This is a genomic window from Rapidithrix thailandica, from assembly GCF_039710355.1.
Taxonomy (GTDB): Bacteria; Bacteroidota; Bacteroidia; order Cytophagales; family Flammeovirgaceae; genus Rapidithrix; species Rapidithrix thailandica.
In genome coordinates this window covers 289,209-307,091 of record NZ_JBDKWZ010000002.1, presented here as the reverse complement: position 1 = coordinate 307,091, position 17,883 = coordinate 289,209, and the positions used below count along the sequence as shown (strand labels likewise).

Annotated in this window: 20 protein-coding genes; 1 reads left to right on the top strand and 19 read right to left on the bottom strand. The window is 33.4% G+C overall.

The features are described 5' to 3' along the window. Positions 1 to 47: 47 nt before the first annotated feature. The 19 genes from AAG747_RS04755 to AAG747_RS04670 form a co-directional block, all read right to left on the bottom strand. Positions 48 to 1,679: a hypothetical protein gene (locus AAG747_RS04755; RefSeq protein WP_346819990.1), complete on the bottom strand. Its 1,632-nt coding sequence runs from the start codon at positions 1,677 to 1,679 to the stop codon at positions 48 to 50. Between the two features lie 185 nt (positions 1,680 to 1,864). Then, positions 1,865 to 2,383 (bottom strand): hypothetical protein, encoded by a 519-nt coding sequence (locus tag AAG747_RS04750; RefSeq protein WP_346819989.1) that lies wholly within the window; start codon positions 2,381 to 2,383, stop codon positions 1,865 to 1,867. A 137-nt stretch (positions 2,384 to 2,520) separates the two neighbouring features. Continuing rightward, positions 2,521 to 3,075, bottom strand: a complete 555-nt coding sequence (locus AAG747_RS04745; RefSeq protein ID WP_346819988.1) for an SMI1/KNR4 family protein — start codon at positions 3,073 to 3,075, stop codon at positions 2,521 to 2,523. Between the two features lie 118 nt (positions 3,076 to 3,193). Further along, on the bottom strand, positions 3,194 to 4,033 hold the full coding sequence (locus AAG747_RS04740) for a hypothetical protein (RefSeq protein ID WP_346819987.1): 840 nt from the start codon (positions 4,031 to 4,033) through the stop codon (positions 3,194 to 3,196). Between the two features lie 144 nt (positions 4,034 to 4,177). Beyond that, positions 4,178 to 4,714 (bottom strand): DUF6985 domain-containing protein, encoded by a 537-nt coding sequence (locus AAG747_RS04735; RefSeq protein ID WP_346819986.1) that lies wholly within the window; start codon positions 4,712 to 4,714, stop codon positions 4,178 to 4,180. Between the two features lie 140 nt (positions 4,715 to 4,854). Continuing rightward, complete coding sequence (locus AAG747_RS04730; RefSeq protein WP_346819985.1) at positions 4,855 to 5,580, bottom strand: hypothetical protein; 726 nt, start codon at positions 5,578 to 5,580, stop codon at positions 4,855 to 4,857. Between the two features lie 185 nt (positions 5,581 to 5,765). Next, on the bottom strand, positions 5,766 to 6,476 hold the full coding sequence (locus AAG747_RS04725) for a hypothetical protein (RefSeq protein WP_346819984.1): 711 nt from the start codon (positions 6,474 to 6,476) through the stop codon (positions 5,766 to 5,768). A gap of 137 nt (positions 6,477 to 6,613) precedes the next feature. Continuing rightward, positions 6,614 to 7,378 carry a hypothetical protein gene (locus AAG747_RS04720; RefSeq protein WP_346819983.1) on the bottom strand — a complete coding sequence of 255 codons (765 nt, stop codon included), beginning with the start codon at positions 7,376 to 7,378 and terminating at the stop codon, positions 6,614 to 6,616. 67 nt (positions 7,379 to 7,445) lie between these two features. After that, positions 7,446 to 8,117 (bottom strand): hypothetical protein, encoded by a 672-nt coding sequence (locus tag AAG747_RS04715; RefSeq protein WP_346819982.1) that lies wholly within the window; start codon positions 8,115 to 8,117, stop codon positions 7,446 to 7,448. A 116-nt stretch (positions 8,118 to 8,233) separates the two neighbouring features. After that, positions 8,234 to 8,719: a hypothetical protein gene (locus AAG747_RS04710; RefSeq protein WP_346819981.1), complete on the bottom strand. Its 486-nt coding sequence runs from the start codon at positions 8,717 to 8,719 to the stop codon at positions 8,234 to 8,236. Between the two features lie 182 nt (positions 8,720 to 8,901). Then, entirely contained in the window at positions 8,902 to 9,540 is a 639-nt protein-coding gene (locus AAG747_RS04705) for a hypothetical protein (protein ID WP_346819980.1), read from the bottom strand. Between the two features lie 340 nt (positions 9,541 to 9,880). Further along, a complete protein-coding gene (locus AAG747_RS04700) occupies positions 9,881 to 11,152 on the bottom strand; it encodes a HEAT repeat domain-containing protein (RefSeq protein ID WP_346819979.1) in 1,272 nt (423 codons plus the stop codon). Between the two features lie 54 nt (positions 11,153 to 11,206). Beyond that, entirely contained in the window at positions 11,207 to 11,752 is a 546-nt protein-coding gene (locus tag AAG747_RS04695) for a CbrC family protein (RefSeq protein ID WP_346819978.1), read from the bottom strand. 113 nt (positions 11,753 to 11,865) lie between these two features. Next, entirely contained in the window at positions 11,866 to 12,369 is a 504-nt protein-coding gene (locus tag AAG747_RS04690) for a DUF2004 domain-containing protein (protein ID WP_346819977.1), read from the bottom strand. An 84-nt stretch (positions 12,370 to 12,453) separates the two neighbouring features. Further along, complete coding sequence (locus AAG747_RS04685) at positions 12,454 to 13,494, bottom strand: XAC2610-related protein (RefSeq protein ID WP_346819976.1); 1,041 nt, start codon at positions 13,492 to 13,494, stop codon at positions 12,454 to 12,456. 296 nt (positions 13,495 to 13,790) lie between these two features. Further along, complete coding sequence (locus AAG747_RS04680; RefSeq protein WP_346819975.1) at positions 13,791 to 14,474, bottom strand: GNAT family N-acetyltransferase; 684 nt, start codon at positions 14,472 to 14,474, stop codon at positions 13,791 to 13,793. A 98-nt stretch (positions 14,475 to 14,572) separates the two neighbouring features. Then, positions 14,573 to 14,896: a DUF2569 family protein gene (locus AAG747_RS29180; RefSeq protein WP_430300549.1), complete on the bottom strand. Its 324-nt coding sequence runs from the start codon at positions 14,894 to 14,896 to the stop codon at positions 14,573 to 14,575. 180 nt (positions 14,897 to 15,076) lie between these two features. Then, entirely contained in the window at positions 15,077 to 15,490 is a 414-nt protein-coding gene (locus AAG747_RS04675) for a hypothetical protein (protein ID WP_346819974.1), read from the bottom strand. Positions 15,491 to 15,738: 248 nt separating this feature from the next. Continuing rightward, entirely contained in the window at positions 15,739 to 16,245 is a 507-nt protein-coding gene (locus tag AAG747_RS04670; protein WP_346819973.1) for a hypothetical protein, read from the bottom strand. Positions 16,246 to 16,743: 498 nt separating this feature from the next. On the opposite strand from AAG747_RS04670, the gene AAG747_RS04665 reads away from it, so the two are divergent. Then, positions 16,744 to 17,799 (top strand): FecR family protein, encoded by a 1,056-nt coding sequence (locus tag AAG747_RS04665; RefSeq protein ID WP_346819972.1) that lies wholly within the window; start codon positions 16,744 to 16,746, stop codon positions 17,797 to 17,799. Positions 17,800 to 17,883 lie beyond the last annotated feature (84 nt).

Sequence of the window (17,883 nt, the reverse complement as noted above, 5' to 3'; positions counted from 1 at the left end):
TCGTGTGCGTTAGCATTTACTTTGCAAGTATACAGCTGCTCTAAAAACTAATAAGATGATGCTTTTTTGAGAGTGATTTCGGTGACTGTTTTAGAGTTTTCAGTAACCAATTTGTCATTTTGATCATAGAGCAAGAAACTGCCTTCGTCATTATAGAGGAGAATTCCTACACCGGTATAGCGCTGAACAATATAACGGGTAAATGTTTTGTCTGATAATAACCGGTTATCCTCTGCAGATAATAGTTGAAAACCCTCTTTTCCTTTTTCTCTAGCGAGCAATATGGATGGGCATAAATATTCTATTTGAGAATAAGGAAGTTGAGAAACAACTTGTTTGTCTTGGTCGAGGTAATAATAGTCTCTTTCCTCAATACCTTTCGTGTAGAAATATTTATCAGAGTGATAGCCTGTTTGTTGTGAATATACAAAATTAATAGAAGATGGGATTGAGGTAATTACTTTTCCATCTTTGTTGATAAACTCTGTTTTATCTTCTAATTTATGCAGATAAAGTCCTTTTACCGGGGAGTTATTTTTGAGTGTGGTTAGGAAGGTAATTGTATCACTTCTGTTTTCTACATATAAAGTAAAAGAATTAACATTTCCTTCTAAGGTTACTCTGTCTTTTTTAGCGTTTTTAAGAGAACCGTTATGGTTTTTTAGATCTAAGTATTTTAATGTAAGAAATGCTTGTTCTTTTGTATTTACACCGTTTATGTATTCAGAAGTGATTTTTATATAATTTAGCATTTCATTGTATTCTTGTTCTGGTGTCTCAACAGACAAATTACTTATACTGAATCTGGTTTTTAAGGCTCTTCCTTCATTAGTATAATAGTATGCTTCAAGATAGGGGTCATAAGCATTCGGTGTTTCATATTCTACATAGTTGTCTTCCATTTTAAGAAGTTTAAAAGCCCCTTTTTGTACTCCTATTTCATTCTTTTCAAAATGAATTGAATCAATTTTGGTTAAGTACCTGATTTTGAACTCCATTTGTAAACTATCAACATGTTTCATTTTCTCAACTGGAATAGAATTCAAAGGAAACGAATGGGGTTCAATTGGAACCGGAACATTCTTTTCAGTGCCATCATGATAATAAATATTCATAATTCTCAAATCCTGTTCAGAATGAGAATTTAAAGAATAGTAGGGTAGGGTAGTTTCTTCATTTTCAAAATTATAAGTAGCAAACCCGCTATTCATTACCTGAGGTTTAATAAAAGATTTATTGTATTCAAAAAGTTGATTAAAGTAAGTACCTTTTTGTATGGTATCTCTATATTGTATATGGTTGTTGTTTACTAATTTCAAATGTATATTTTCCTTGTCAATATATTTTTCTTCGTTGGGTAAGTATAATTTCAATTCACTATTAATTCTTTTATCTATTTCTTTTTGATTGTTATTAAGTGCTTCAAGGATGGTACCTCTGTTATTTAAATAATAAGTTAAGTTATCATTCACTTGTTTTTTTAAGTGCTCAATACTTACCGTATCTAAAAAAGATTCAATTTCATTTTCTATTTTTTGAATTTCGTTTTTGTCTTTGCATAACTTTTCTTGTTCTATAACCATCGATTCGGTAACGGGTTCTCTAGTAATCGTTTCTTGAGCTTTGGAAAAACAAGAAGTGAATAAACATAATACAATAATTGATTTTTTTTTAATCATCGTAGTCCTTTTGATTTTATAATGCCTTTTCTGGTTTGGAATGGTCTCGTGTATGAGTAGTAGCGTGTAAAAAAAACGGATTAACAATAGCTGCATTAAAAATTTGCTGGTCTTTGTAAACAAGGACAAACCTTTTGTGGCGTAGTTACTAGCGATGTTTTATACAGCGTGTTGGCAGTAGTGTTTTATCCCCCTATCTTTTCTACAATTTCCTCGGTTGATGGTTCGTACCATTCCCCATTTGCATCTTTTTGTCGATTAAATATTCGATAGTTATACTTTTTAAAATTTATTTTGAGAAGTTGGTGATAATAATCACAAATTTCCCATTCAAATCCATTCTTTTCAATAAAGTCAGTTTTTAAGTATTCAGGTAATTTCATCGAGGTAATTCTGAATACAATTTCAGTTAATTCTTCTTTGGTGAGGTTGTCAACAATCATAGGGTGTGGCAATGCGATTTTAAAGGATTCTCTATGTTCACCGTCTGCTTCCCAGTATTCCCATATCGCATAATCAGATTCCTCAATATTTTTGCCCGTTAATTGAGTCAAATAAGCAACTACTCTTTGATACTCTTTATTTTCTTCATCACCGTTTTCATCAACATATTTTGTGTAATCTAAGAGGCATTTTAAAATACGAGGATAAATTTCTTCCGCTTTGTCAATTTGAGGTTCAATTTCCTTTCTTAATTCAATCATCTTATTTGAATTCTGATTTTTTTGATCGTACTGCTAACGGTCTAAGTTATGAGCTGTAGCGGATTTTTATTCGCTAACTTTCAGTTTTGCACTGAATTTTGCTTTACCACTTAAACCGTTATTTCTTGCAGACTTTTTTACCCATTCACCAGTTCATCTATGTTTTCGGTGCCATTGATAAACTCCCTAAAGTCATTTGCGATCAGTTTAGCTCCTTCCCATTCTAAATAGCTAGAATGAACACCGTAGATTTTATATTCGGTATCCTTATCTTCCGGACGCATATCAAAGATTATATGATTACCGGAACCATCTAAACCAAAAGAGACGGCTCCGTCAATATATTCGGGCAGTTCGTAGGCTATATTCATTTTTCTTAATTCATTTGGAGCAAAAATACTAAATTCTCTTTCTCCTTTTATGAAACAGCAACCGCTATACCCTTTTATCAATTCAATAAATTCTTTTGGAAAATTTCCTTTTGGAAAAGTCCAATCTTCGAACTTTTTTGGTTTCCACTCTCCGTAAGTTTTGTCAGTCCAATATGATGGTTTAATGTCATTTTTCTTTAAATCATCTATTTCAACATCTGAAAGTGGCAAATTCCATTCATTTTGGAATTTAATTAGGTTGTCTTCCGTCAACTCTTGAGGTTTTCCATCTATTTCATCAAATAATTTTTCGACATCCATTTTTACTTCTCCTTTGTTAAAGTATTCCGCTACCCATAATCTTCTTCCTCCTCCGAATGATGTCGCATAACAACATTCCGTCAGTTGTTATGCTTTTGTTGGCAGCTGCTTTTTGTTTTTAACTTCCACAGGATATAAAACAAGTTGGCAGGTTGTCAATCATTTCGGGTTCTTCATCTGTTCCTTCAAAAAAAACATGGTCGCCAAGTTTTTTGTTTGTTTGTTGGTTATGTGCTTTCATCAAGAACTCTAAAGCCGTGAAGTTTTTTCCATTATCAGCCTTAAGTTTGGCTATAATTTCCACTTGATGTTGATCTTCGTCCGGGTATTCTTCGAAGGTATTTTCGTCATCCTCAATTAACCTTTCATTTTCAAGTAGGTCAGTTGGTTTTGTAATCCAGGCCATATACTGAATTTGTAATTCGGGCAATTCAAACACTATTTCATTCGGTTTCCATTGCTCGTCAGTTGTGTAAATGCCTTTTTGGTAGTTTATAACTTTTTGATTAAATTCTTCAGAGTCAGTATAAAATTTGGATGAAAAACTCCACGCAATGTTGTTTAATGTCATTTTTGATTTGGTTTGAATGATTTGTTGAGCATCTTGGTTTATTTCTTCGATGCACCATTTCTCGAAGTCTTTTGCAGTAGTATCCCCTAACGCAGAGCTTTTTTGAAAATAGGGTAGTGCTTTCCCGGGTTCATTGTTATAATAGTAAGCATACCCAACCCTAAAATTCCATAATGCGTCATCCAATCCGTTAACACTTTCGGACAAAAGAATTTCGAGCGCTTTTTGGTACTCTGAAATATTGTTGTAGGCTCGCCCTAATAGGTTTTTCAGTTCGTAGTTTAATTCAGATTTAGAAAATTCTTCAATTGTTTGAATGATTTTATCATGATTGTCCGATTCATGTAACTCATTTAGTTGCTGAATTAGTTGTTTGTTTACCTGCATAATGTTTTGTAATGTTTCGACTAACTGATTTGGTTATGAGTAGTGGAGGGTTCCCACTACAACTTTGCAAAACGAGTATTCACCCATTATTACCTATAGCCATTGTTATGGGTTGGCTTTTTTATTTACGAATTTAAATATGTCCTAAGTAGTTGCAATTCCTCCAACAGCAATTACTTTATTATTTTCAATTTTAACTTCCATACCGTGTTCTTCATCAAGGTCATAACGGATAGGAATTTTTAGTGTTTGATTATCCCAAATCCTAATACCTTCCACAATGCCTTTCATATATTCAAAATGTTTTTCCTTTGTGTCAATATTCAGAGGAGGATGAAGTTCTTCATCTTTGCATTTTTGAACTTTTGAATTCTCAAAAATCACTTCAAAAGGTTTTTCATAATAACGGGCATAAATTCTTTGATAATAATCAAATGCCGATTGTTGGATATCAATGATCACTTTATCAATATCCGTCAAGAACCTTTCCAAGGTTTGAGCAAATTCATCCAGTTGCTGAGGAGTCGGTGGAGTTGTCATTTCTTCCCCATCTTCATCATATTCGGCTCCTAAATAAACTCTGATTTTTTTATCAAAATATGGAATCAACGTTTCTTTTTCCGGGTGAAAACTTGCCCATTCATCTTCTATTATTTTACCAAAGTAATTATGTTTCATCATATGGTTTTTGTGTATTTGGTTTAATACATAACCTCAATACCTATAACGGTTCCGGCTATAAGTAGTTACGTGAATGAGCAACTTAACTTTGCACTCCTTCAAGTTGAAAATTCCCTATAGCATTGTTGTTCGTTCGTTTTCTATGAATAGTGATTTATACAAATCGCTCTATGGTTTTCTTTGTCATAAATCAGATAAGTATCATTTCCATCTGTAAAGAACTCGTGTCCGATCACAAATCCAACTTTTTCATACTTTTCAATTTCAATAGACTTGGGAAAAAAATATTCTTTATTTATTTCTATGTCTGCATACCCCGTAGTGTTATCATTTTTTATTTCATAAATAATCGGGCTTTCATCGGGTTGATCCCAATCATATATAATTTGGTTAAAGGCTCCAAAATTCCCCGTCTTTTGATAGATTAGTTTATTGATTGAAAACTGGTAAAAGGTCTGTAAAAAATATTTCGCATCTAATTCTCCGAAATCGAGGTTGTAGTTCTCCAGAATGTTTTGGATATAGGATTCGGTTTTTATTTTTTGAGCCAAATATCTCTCACCATTCTGTTTAAAATCAGCTTCTAAATTCTCAATTATTTTTGGCGCTTGTTCATAACCTAAATATACATTTAAATCTCCTTTAAAAGAGTATTTTCCGTTATTCATTTCAAAACAAGTAAAACTTGCTTGATTATATTCATTTTTAATATTCTCATTCACCCAAATTCCATTACTTGAGACAAAGAATAAAGGGCTATTCATTGAAGAGTTGATTTCAGACACTTTGCAAAGAGGATAGAACACTCCTTTCAAATCATCATTTTCAAATACTTCTTCAAATTCGGGATATAATTCTATTTTCATAATTTTCTGTAAATGAAGTGTAACGGATTTTACAAAACGTTCGCTTTAAGTTAAATGCTTTTTTGCTGGTTTTACTTTCTTTTCCGTTAATTCTTTTATCTCTCCTACCGGCATTTTTTACACCGTGTTGGAATTAGTTTTTATATACTCTACTTTCATTTATTTTATGTAGAATATCCTCAATTTCATTCTCTTTGTTTTGGGGGTATCAAAAGGTGATAGGTTTGGAAATTATGACCTCGACCCGATGGTCTTCTTATTTTAAAATTAAGGCATTTCATTTCTAAAAATGTTTCATATGTACATTCAGATAACCAACCGTCTTGATTATGATAGGAGGATAGGATATGGTTTTTATTTAGAAGAATTCCTGAAGTAGTGATTTTTGCTTCGGGCTTCTCTTGTCCTAAAGTATTTGCTTTCAATTCTTTTAATGAATTAACAACCCGCCAAGAAATAAGTGTAATTAATAATAAAACTATAAAGCCTATTGTAATAAAGACTTTTACATTTTCATTGTACAGAAGTATTAACAACAATGTTATAATGGGAGTCAAAACGATTAAAGCGGTTCGATATTGATTTAATTTTCGGGTATAATTTTTATTTGCAAATAAATTCCATTCCTTTTTTGAATAAGTAAAATATTCTATTGCCGGGCAATTAATATCTAACTCTAAAACTAATCTTCTTTTAAATGCCTTGTCGGTTTGAATCATATAATTCATCGCAAACCAAAGTACAATTGCTCCAAATGGCATCAAGATTAAGCCCAGCCAATATTCGTTATTTTCGCTAAGTAACATCCACAAGATCGATGTTACTAAAAGGAAAATAGAAAATGGAATAAGTAAGACTGTAAAAATTGATTTGGTATTCCAGAAAGGATTTTTCATAAATGAAGTACAACGGTTTTTGTGTGTGGTTTCGTTGCGGAAAAATCTAACCGGTTTTTCCACCGTAGACTAATGTAGTAAGTTTAATTGGGATTTTCGCTAGAAAATTCTACTGTAATGTTGTGGTGTGTAGCCTTTTATTCAGTTGTATTTTCTTTCCAATGGATTTTAGTTACCTCAAATGTCCTTTTCGATTTATTTAACTTGTAATTTATTGAATTTCCTTTCAGGCAATGATCAGCCTCATTTTTGTTCAATAACCACGAGGATATTTCAACCATATTTTCATCGCTAAAATCGTATTCAAAGGTCAGTAGGTTTTCTTCTAATAGTTGTATACAATCCGTAGAATTGTTTAAAAGCAAGTTCGTGTAAAACTCACCAAACCAATTTATCATTTTGGTGGGTGTTAGTTTATTATTTATAAAATTGAATGTTTGTATATCATTTCCATCACCAACCATATCATTTGTAACAACAAAAAAATCGTTTTCATCAAATTGATAGATTGACAAGGTCCAAAATCCATCAACAACTTGAATTCCAATTGTATTTGGTTGAATATATTTGATAGTATTGTACATTTCGGTCGTATCCACGATGAAATTATTTTTTTCTATGAATTCCACCGTTTTCTCCCTTTCTTTTTTAGACCATTCCCAACTCCCCATTGTACTTTCAGGTACTAATTTTAAAATCTCAAGTAGTTTTTTATTTTCAAGGTAGTTGATAGAAATCGTATCAGCATATTGGTTTTTTTCTTCTACCTCCGGTACCGGATCTGAAATCATCGTTTTGGTATTTTCCGTTTCGACAATTTTGGTATTTGACTTAATCTTGGAGTCACAGGAAAAAAATCCAAGTGACAAAAGCAGAAATAGGGTGATTTTATAGTTTGTCATTTATTTGTCAGGGTTACACACAACGTAAAGTATGAACAACGTGTAGCTTGCCGGTAGGCGGTTAGTCCTACAATGTTTTAAGTTGCTTTATTTCTTTTTTTAAATAATCTAAATATGTTGAGTATGCGTTATCCGAATGTTCAATGAACTGATAGCTTATCGTTATGGAATTTTTGTATAGCAAGTCAAATTTTACCCAACCTCCAATTTTTTCAATTACATATTTGGGCTGTTCTTTTCCGATTACGGAATCGTATTCGAAATCTTTAAGAAACTGCTTATGAAGCACCTTTATATCTAATAGCTTTTCATCATGTATCAATGAAAAAAGTTCGGTTTTTCTTCCCCAGGATGGTTCAAAGTACAAACCGGAAAGCTGATAATTTTCTTGATAGAAAAGAAATACATCCTTTAGGTTTTCAAAACCCAAAATAGTTTCTGAATTCCTCGGGAGAATGAAGAGATGATCCGGTTTATTCTCCACATAACAGATCATATCGCCATCGGTAGTGGAAGCAAGTTGAATCGCTCTCCTAAGATCTTGCTTGGTAAAATTCTTATCAAACTCCCAAAAGTCAAACTCTGAAAAGGTACGGTGAATTACTTGCTCGTCTGGTTGGGTGATATTAATAAGTCCGCAATATGTCCCGTACCCATACTCACCGATAAATTCAAGATATGATTTTGGCAAGCCATTACTCTCATTCTTGACTGGCTTTGTGAATGTGATTACTTTCATGATTTACTTGCAAGATTTTAGTATCCGGTAAGTAGTACCCCGCAACGAATTTTAAATATGCTCTTATTACAGCTAACCGTTGGGCTAAACTGCGTTTTAACACAGTTTTGGTTTTGTTACCTACAGTTATTGATTATTCCCTTTTTCATTTCCCTTAATTCCTCTATAGATAATTTTTCGTTATGTAATCTATAGATTCCCGTTTTCTGTTTGTATGAGGCTAATACTTCAATGATTACTTTGTCATCATAAATGAACACTGCTCTTTCTTCTGTTTCTGACATTCTTGAGGTTACTTTTGCCCAAATCCTTGCTCCACGTTTATTATACCGGATTTCTAAAAAATCCATTTTTTCAGAATATAATGTAGTGTCTTTAACCGTAAGTTTTTTGAAGTATTTACAACTCAGAAAAGGTGTCGGGTGAATTAAAAATGCTCTCTTATAATAGTCCGAATTCACCCTTATTCCGGTTAAACTATCATTTGATACGAAATACCATCCGGTTTTAAACTTATTATTTTGAGTTTTATCAGGGGTGTTGAATGCTACTAAAATGGAAAGCCCTATGAATATAAATATTGAAAATATAGCTGATTTCATATTAGATTAAGTGTTAGTAACGACCCTCGATGAATCTCGGTTTACCAATGATCTTTGTTTTATGTACTGTTGGTTTATCACTTAAACCGCTATTACCGTATACAGAATCTTGGCATCCGTTTATGTATTGCTTTTTGCAGGGTTTCAACATTGTCTTAACCCACAATCCTTCATAATGGCGGCTATACATTGTTGGTGGTCGTTTTTTCATTTTGAATAATGTCAAATGTGCAAGTATCATTGTCTGCTTTTATGAAATTTTCATTAGCTATAGTCTTCTTGGTAAACCTGAAAAGGTAAGCAAAATTTTTACTTTCTCTTTCGAGTTTGTTTTTTCTCTTTAGTCCGATAATATCCAGCGCATATTTTCCTTTCTCGATTTCTAACTCAAGAGCAGAGTTGTAATTCTCCAGGATTTCTTCAGCCCCGGTTGGTATCAGTTCACTTTTTTTAGTAATCCCTTTTTTTATCGATTCGCCTTCATATTCCATAAAGTCAAAATTGGCAAAACATAGTTTTTCATCTATACCAACCTCTATGAAAAAGCCTTTGTATTCATATACTTTCAAATACTCTTTAGGGATGTCTTCTTTTTCTTCATCCATTGAAACAAATAAATCATATTCAAAAGAGGCTAATTGGTATAAAGGAAGGATTTTTCCGTCTTTTATGGTTTGATAGAAGAATTCTTTATTCTTATCAAAATAAGATAAGAATTTTTTGGCCCTGCATTTTTTTAATTTCAGATATTCATTGAAGATGTATGGTGAAAAAATCATAATACCATAACCATCTGCACTTAAGTCTCCTATATTTTTCATATTCTGTTTTTGATTACTGCCAACGGTCTGGGCTATGAGCAGTAGCGTCCGGTAGGGCGTTATTGCTCATAGATGTTGTTGTCTGGCGTTATTTTTATTTTATAAGTAATTCTATCGTATCCGTATTCCTCTTCTGAAACCTTTAGTTCAACAGTTTCTTCAAAATTGTCATATGTAGCCTTGTAAATACGATTTATTAGCCGAACGTTCCTTTGAGTCATTACAACTTGTCAGAACAGTCAGAAATATGGATACTATGTAAAAGATGTTATTCTTCATTTTTTTATCACCGCCAACCCTTTAGTGCAAAATGCATTTATGCACCTTGTTGTGCGTTTGGTTATTCCTTTAATGCTTCTAATTCTTCCCTCATCACATATTTTGGTGAAAGAGTATTGTAGAAATCAACTTTTCTTTTGTTTGACCAATTTGTCAGGTTATTTATTGTAACTCTTAAAGAATATTTGCTAACCCCATTATCACTGCAACGGATGTACCGATTGATGATTTCCTCAGTTATATCACTATTTAAAGTATATAGCGCGTCAAGGTAAACGGTACTGAAACCATTATGCTGTTTTTCTCTTGCGGTGAAGTATTCTTTCAATTTTTTCTCTACTCTTTTATCTCTTATGATGTTAGGGAGTATTCCTACCAGCATTTCGTCATAAGCCTCGTACCACACTCCACTACGGTGATACGCTTGTAGGGGCACTTTTTCTTGAACGGCTTCAGTTAAATCAAAAAACCATCTTTCCTCTAAATTTTCGAACAAGGTTCTTTCAAACGAGAATCTCGTATCGATCTCACCGTATTCATATTGCCCCCAAAATAGCAATCCGGAATGCCTTTGCGTTTTTTTATCAAAAAATAATGCTCCGAATGTATCCTTTAGATATGTTCCTCCGGAGTTTTTCAAATATGATGCAAACTTTTCATACACCTCTTTGGAGGGTTTGGTCAGTAAGTTGGCTATGAATACCGGTGATAACCAATTTCCTTTATATTTTGAATATAACTCTTGAGCCAACGATATGAGGTTTTTATCCAAATTATATAAAATTGACATAGATAAAACCGCCGGAAATATTTTTTTAGCATCATCAATAGAAGGAGACGGTTTATAAAAATGTAGATATGTATTAATGAGTAAGCCATTGTCCGATACTCGATAAATGAGTTCGCTCAATTTATCCATATTCTCTGCAATCAACATATACATTTCTTGTGTTTTGGAGCTCCCTTTACCCAAAATTATAGATAGATATGTCTTGAATTTCCTCCATTCCTGTTCTGTCATAACGTATTCACCAGGCTGGCAGAGTAGATGGGAGATGAAAGCTATAAACTCTTCAGCAATGAGATTTGACACAGCGTCTGAAGTTTCTCCTAAAAAGATTTTTTCACCCATGCTTTTGCTTTTCAAGTGCTTTTTCCAAATAGGGATTGCCGGTGGATAATCAAATCTTACTAAAGCCCTTAATGCTGCTTGTTGATACCTTCCTTTTTCAGATTGAGCTATTGACAGGAGCAAGTCAGCATTCTTTACATCTTCACCTAATGATAGAATTGCTTTTTCCTTTTTTTCTCCTTCAAGATTATTTAAATACATGCTCTCGCTTTTTTACTGAAATACAACGGTCTTGTATATGAAACGTAGTGGTTTTTAATCGCAATCTGCGTGTAATCTATGTTTGTTACATTTTACACATTTGAACAAATAACCCACTAAATGTCCATCTTTCGAAAGGTGATTTTTTATGTAATCCGGGTTTATTCCAATAGTATGTTCGATATCATCTTTGAGTTCGTCAAGCATTGGTTTTATGGTTTCAGCATCAGCATAACCAATAAATGCACAAGGTTCATTACAATGGGATAACCATTGTTGTTGTTGCCAAGAAGAATAACTTGGTGTTTTACAGACGATTTCAAGAAGTAGTTTTTCCGGAATGTTGGGTCTTGGATCATTGGGGTCAGGAGAAACTCCTTCAATTCCGCAATAGCTATTAAACTCTCCGTCATACTTTTCAGAGGCTTTTCCGTTGGAAATGCACCAAGGACAAATATATTCGGGCTTATCAATGCTATAAAAAGAACTATTATATTTTAGATTTCTTTTTTGCTCACATACGGAGCAAATTCCATCAACCTTGTCGAACAATGCTAATTCGTAAGCATTTGGACTGTATTTGAATTTTGGGAGTTCCATTTGTTTTATCTTGTTTTTTAATTACTTCCAACGGTCTAGGCTATGAGTAGTTGCGTGAATGAGTACGGAACTTTCAGAGTAGGGGAGAACACACAATAACCTAAAGTTATTAGTTAACTTTCCCAAGCTAAATATAAGAGTTTGCCTTCCATGTCAATGTTCACAACAATTATTTGGTCACTTAACTTTCTATCCACTACATAATCAAACACCACAAATGACTCCGTTCCATATTTTCCATCCGGATAAAATCCAATTCTATCAAGTTTCAACTTTTCCATTAATTGTTCTTCATGACTCTTGGATTCATCTTCAAAACTCATGATTTCAGAAAGTTCCTCGGCTAGTTCTTCTATATGGAATTCTAAATACTCTTTTACAGTATCTCCATGCTCATCTTTGAAATCAGAAGCGATATAAGTCCGGTTTTTTGAATCTTCAAGCTCAATATTTTCAAGGATTGATTTTATGAAGTCAAATATTTCAGATTCAATTTTCTTTCCTTCAAAATTTAAATCTATTCCAATTTTTTGACCGTGTTGTTCAATTTCAACTTTATAATATTCGTCTAATTGAGTTAAGTCTATTTTCTCAAAATATGGCAATTTATATTTCATTCAAATTCTTTTTAAAACTAAAACCATTGGCTTTTAATATTCTATTCGTTTGATGTTATCACATTCATACTGTTGTGTGCTGGCTTATTCATGTATCACATTGTCTAATTTTACATTTTGTATATCTTTTAAACTTCCTTTCAAAGAATTTACATCTCCTTTCAAGTCGTACCTCTTTCCATTTACTTTAACAAGTATCCCCACTTTCTCAACCTTATTTTGCTTGTTGATTTCATAGATTTCGTAAGTAGCATTTTGATTTTCAAACATTAATTTACCTTCTTCTTTATTGATTTTAAAGTCGGGATGCTTGTATTCCATTTCAATTGGATACGAAAACTCAACCGTTCCATCCGGTCGAAGCAACGCATAATTAAGTATTTCGTCATTTATATTAAATACGACAACCTCTTTCTGATTTTTAGTGAGTTTGAAGGAAAATACTTCAGTAATACCGTCTTGTTCCAGGTCTATCGTTTTTTCCATTTTTTCACTCCTTTCCTTGCCATTCCATTCTATTATGATTGTTGAATGAAAAGGGAAATCCATAGCATTTTCCTCAACGACTAAAACAGGAGCTGGTATGTTGTTCACTACTTTAAATGTTGAAAATTGATGCCAACAACATCCGCTTTTTGTCATAGTATGGATGGTTTCGGTTTCGTAATCAGTTTGAAACATTCCACAGTATTCTTGGGCTAACCGGGTAAACTCCGGGCTAAGTATTAGTTTATTGTCAATTTCAAGGTACACCTGAAAAGAAGGTCCGTGATAACAACTATATTGTCCGTCCATCACAGCCAAATCTTTTATACCATCAAAATTGAAATCCTGATATATTAATATACTTTGCTCACCGTACGGTAGTTCTAAAACATTCGTTTTAACGTTTCCAATTGAGTCCAAATCAAAAAATAATTCCTCAGCGTCAATTTCTACTATTTTTGCATTTGTTTTAGATTCAATAATTGCAATATTCCCTTTTTTGAAAACTTCATTTTCATAACCTTTTTCAATCGTTAGAATCCCCTTATACTTTTCAGAAAACCCTTTGATTTCATATTTGGACTGACCAAATACGTTCAAAAAAGCGAAAACAAATAGGACTGTTAAATACCTTTTCATTAATTTTTACTTGTTTGCATACGACGATCTCGTATAGCCGTCAGTTATGGGATTAAAGTTTATGTTTTTCAGTTAAGTACAGATCTTAGCCGTTCCGAGTGGTTTTGGCTGCGTTCGAATCCACTCGGAATGGCGGTTATACTTTATTGTTGGTGGTTTTGAAATTACCATCAACGGTCTAATTAGAATTTTTTTCAATCAGTCATTTCATTCTCACCCATTCGGTTATCTATATCGTCAGGTGTATACCGGTCTCGTGTATGAGTAGTTGCGTGCCATTGTTGGGATTCCGTTTTTTAATTTATTACAAAATTCCAAAAGCTTATTTTGCGTCTGTTTACAAATCCTAAGTTTTCATATAGTTTAATTGCTCCAACATTTGTCTCGGCAACGTGTAAATAAGGGAGCTTGTTTTCATTGAATATATGTTGTGTAGTATGCTGTATTAACTGTTTGGCATAACCTTTTCCGGTATGATGAGGATGCGTGACCACAGCACTCACTTCCGTATATTTATTCATTTTCATCCTTTCACCTGTTACTGCAACAAGTTCATTGTTTTTATATATCCCGAAGTATTTCCCTAAATCGGATGTTTTATGATTAAAATAACCCGGTTGAACTACATTGACCAGATTGAACAAATCTTTTTTTTGAATATCAGCTTTTAATTCGACAATTTGTTCATTTATGTCAAGTATGATAGGCTTTTCCAAAATCATTTGCTGACAAACTAAATTCTTATTTAATGTGAGTTCGTTTTTGTATTCTGGTTTTTCTCCAACTACATAAAAGCTATTAATTAGACTAGCATATTTACTTATACTTTCGGAGGCGTTTTCTAAGGCTGTAAAACCTCCAAAAGGGCAATATTCCGGTCTATAAAATTTTACACCTTCATATTCTATCGAAAAATTGTTATGTGTTTCGTTCAAAGAATTCCAGACAGGGTTATCCAGTTTTTTTTCTTCTGTTTTCATGTTTTTTAATGAATGCCAATAATCTTATTAAACGGACCTGGTGATTTGTTGAAGGGCACTACATCCGGGAGTAAATGTAGTAAAATAGGATGGATTTCCTAGTTTGCCCGGTTCAATACTCCAGTTAATAGAAAATATCCAAGTAATCCCATAAAAATTGATGTGAACTTCCTTTTTCGTTGAAAGAAGCTCACAAGACTCCAAATAGTAATTATAAGTCCGATTACCATTGAGAGAATAAAATAGACGTAAATATTCATGCGTATTGGAAGCCGCTCGTCTGTTGTTTGAAAATACAGGTTCCAATCGTCAGCAAGCAATTCTTCTATAGTGGTTATGATACTTATGAGAATCTGAAGTCTACTAGCAATTATGTTTATCATAATTACCCATAACCATCCGCCAATTGGTTTTCCTTTCAATTCAAGAGTTGTTTTTGATTTTGTTCTTGCATTCCTTTTTAGTGGTTACAATTATACATAACCGCCTTGGCTATGAGTAGTAGTGTGGGTTAACACACTTTTGTAAGTACATACCAAACATGAAAGTCCTTGCGGGTTTTCAGAAGTAGGTGAGTGTAAGCAATTACTGTAAGTTACTTCTTATATCATATTCAGCATCAAACTTCTTTTTTCTAAAGCTTTCCATTTATGAATACTCTTTTTATCAAAAATCACACTTTTTGTCGGTCCCTTTCCATATATTCCACCATGCAAACTTTTACATTTTATACATTCATAATATGCAAGATATATCCCTCCACCCCATGGAGATTGATTCTTCCCATATTTATAGGTGTATAATCTATAGCTAACAAAAAACAAATAGCCAACAATACATAAGGCAAGTATCGCTTTTGGAAATATTGTATAACTATCAGGAACAAAGTATTTTCTTAAAATAATAAGGCATGTTATTCCGAAGAGTAAACTGTAGATTATGAGTGATAGATATAACATTTGAATTTTGCCCTCATTCATATATCTCATCATTTCTTCTAAACTTGGCTCTGTCATAGGCTTTATAGATTGAAGTGAATTAAACTTTTTCTTTTTCCTAAAAAATGTTTCAAAAACGTCTCTTCTGTGTTACTTTTCTCAACAATAGCTTTGGCTATTCTTTTCAAAAAGTGCCTTGATGAGCCGATGTTGATTCCATTTTCGGTCAAAAACTATAAGTTTAAACCACTTCATTGTCTGACTAACGTATATGAAAAATACAATTAATTGTCTTTTACAATTGCTCTTAGTTACCGCCGAACACGCTACTTAAGATAGACTTTATTGTAGGTATTTTTTAATTCTTTAGTTTTTTTTACCTTACAATCATGAATGGATAAGTCCAATATTGAAGGTGCACTTTTTCCTTTTCTATAGTCTTGGTAAAATGAACTCCATGCTTTTGGAAACAATATTCCCGATGCAGCAAAAAGAAGACAGAATATGCTGTAGTTTCCATTTCCGAGTAGATACATTTGCATTCTGATTTCATCTATTGAAGACATACCATATCCAAGAATCAAATGTTTTAAATCATGATTTTCAAATTTTGGAATCACCTTCAAGTCATGCTTTTTTAACAATTGGTAAATGTCATACCCAACAGTCCCTTTTTGAGAGTTTTGCAATTCTATAGTGTGATTCTCCATAGATCGTCTAAATAGAAACTGAAGAGGTTTAATGACCATCCATACTTTTAAGCCTTCCACAATTTTTTCTCGAAAGTTTAATGCTTGTGTACTTTCTCTCTGGTAAATACTAATGCTTGTCATGTTCTAATTTTAAAATTATAGCTTCCTTTTCAGGGATTTTGTGGGATAATAATCAATGAATGAAGTGAAGTTCAACTTTTTCTTTTTGCTGAAAAATGTTTCAAAAACGCCTCTTCCGTGTTACTTTTCTCAACAGTAGCTTTGGCTATTCTCTTCAAAAAGTGCCTTGATGAGCCGATGTTGATTCCATGTTCGGTCAAAAACTATACGTGTAAACCACTTCAATACCTGAAATTTAAAACATTTTCATCAATACGGAAAAAATGAATGTAATCGAAACACTTCGAGCTGAGTACTGTAGGAACTTAAAAAAGTAGATTTGGCGTACTGAGAGGAGATTGATATATTCGTGTACCACATAAATAAGGCGCTATCATAAATTAGTGAAATATGTTGTGTTGTGAATTTTTTTTGAAAAAAAATCAAAAAAATACAGTACGCTAAGCGGGCTTCCGTATCTCTTTGGTAAATGCCAATCAAGCAAATACCAAACGATTCATGTCACCAGACCAATATACATCCGTTGAGCAATTAGTGTTAGATGAAAGTTTTCAAGCTTGGATACTGGAAGAGGATGCGATTGCCAGAGAATTTTGGGAAGAATGGCTTATTCAATACCCGGAAAAGCAACACTTGCTGAAAGAGGCAAAAGGGTTGTTACTTTCCTTACAAGTGGTGAAGAAAGAACAACTAAGTGATGAGGAGATTGATTCAGCCGTACAGACCATTCAATCAGTCGCTTTTAGAAAAGGGCCCGGTACAGTTCCCGTATATCCTATTCACCGGAAAGCAAACCGTATTCATTGGTTGAGTGTAGCCGCCAGTATTGCTTTACTATTTATTGTTACCTTTCTGGTTTACCGGAAATATAAAAATGATCAGGCATTTTCAGAGGGGACGTCACCGGTAACGATGATCGAAAAGTACAACCCCAGAGGTCGTAAAGCTACATTTATCCTTTATGACGGAACGAAGGTCAAGCTCAATGGTGATAGCCGTTTATGGTTTCCCAATAAATTTTCGCCGGAAGAACGAGTCGTAAAATTACAGGGAGAGGCTTTTTTCCAGGTCGCCAAAGATTCCCAACGGCCTTTCAGGATTCTTACCGGGGATGTAGTGACGACTGTGGTAGGTACCTCTTTTAATATCAATGCCTACGAAGAAGAAGAAGAGATTCAGGTTGCTGTGCTTGAGGGAAGTGTTTTGGTAAATTCAAGGGGGAATCAACGAGATTCCGTACTCTTAAAACCTCATGAAATTGCTAATTATAACAAAGTGCAAGCGGAAATAACGAAACATACAGGTTTTGATTACGAATCGGTATTTAGTTGGAAAGATGACGTCATGTATTTTAAAGAAGCTTCGCTTAGCGATATTAAAGATCAGTTGGAGAGGTGGTATGGAATTGAAGTGGAAATTCAAGGCAAAGACGATTTTACAGCGCTTTATACGGGAAAGTTTTCCAATGAACGCTTGGAAATCGTGATGCAAGCCATTGCAGAGGTAACGCATTTACACTATAAGATTCAAAATGAAAAAGTGATTATTTATTAACTAAAAGTCATGTATACAATGAATACAGGATAAGTACTTGTGAATAAAAGGATTAGCCCTTGACTATCGTTGGGGAACGGCTGC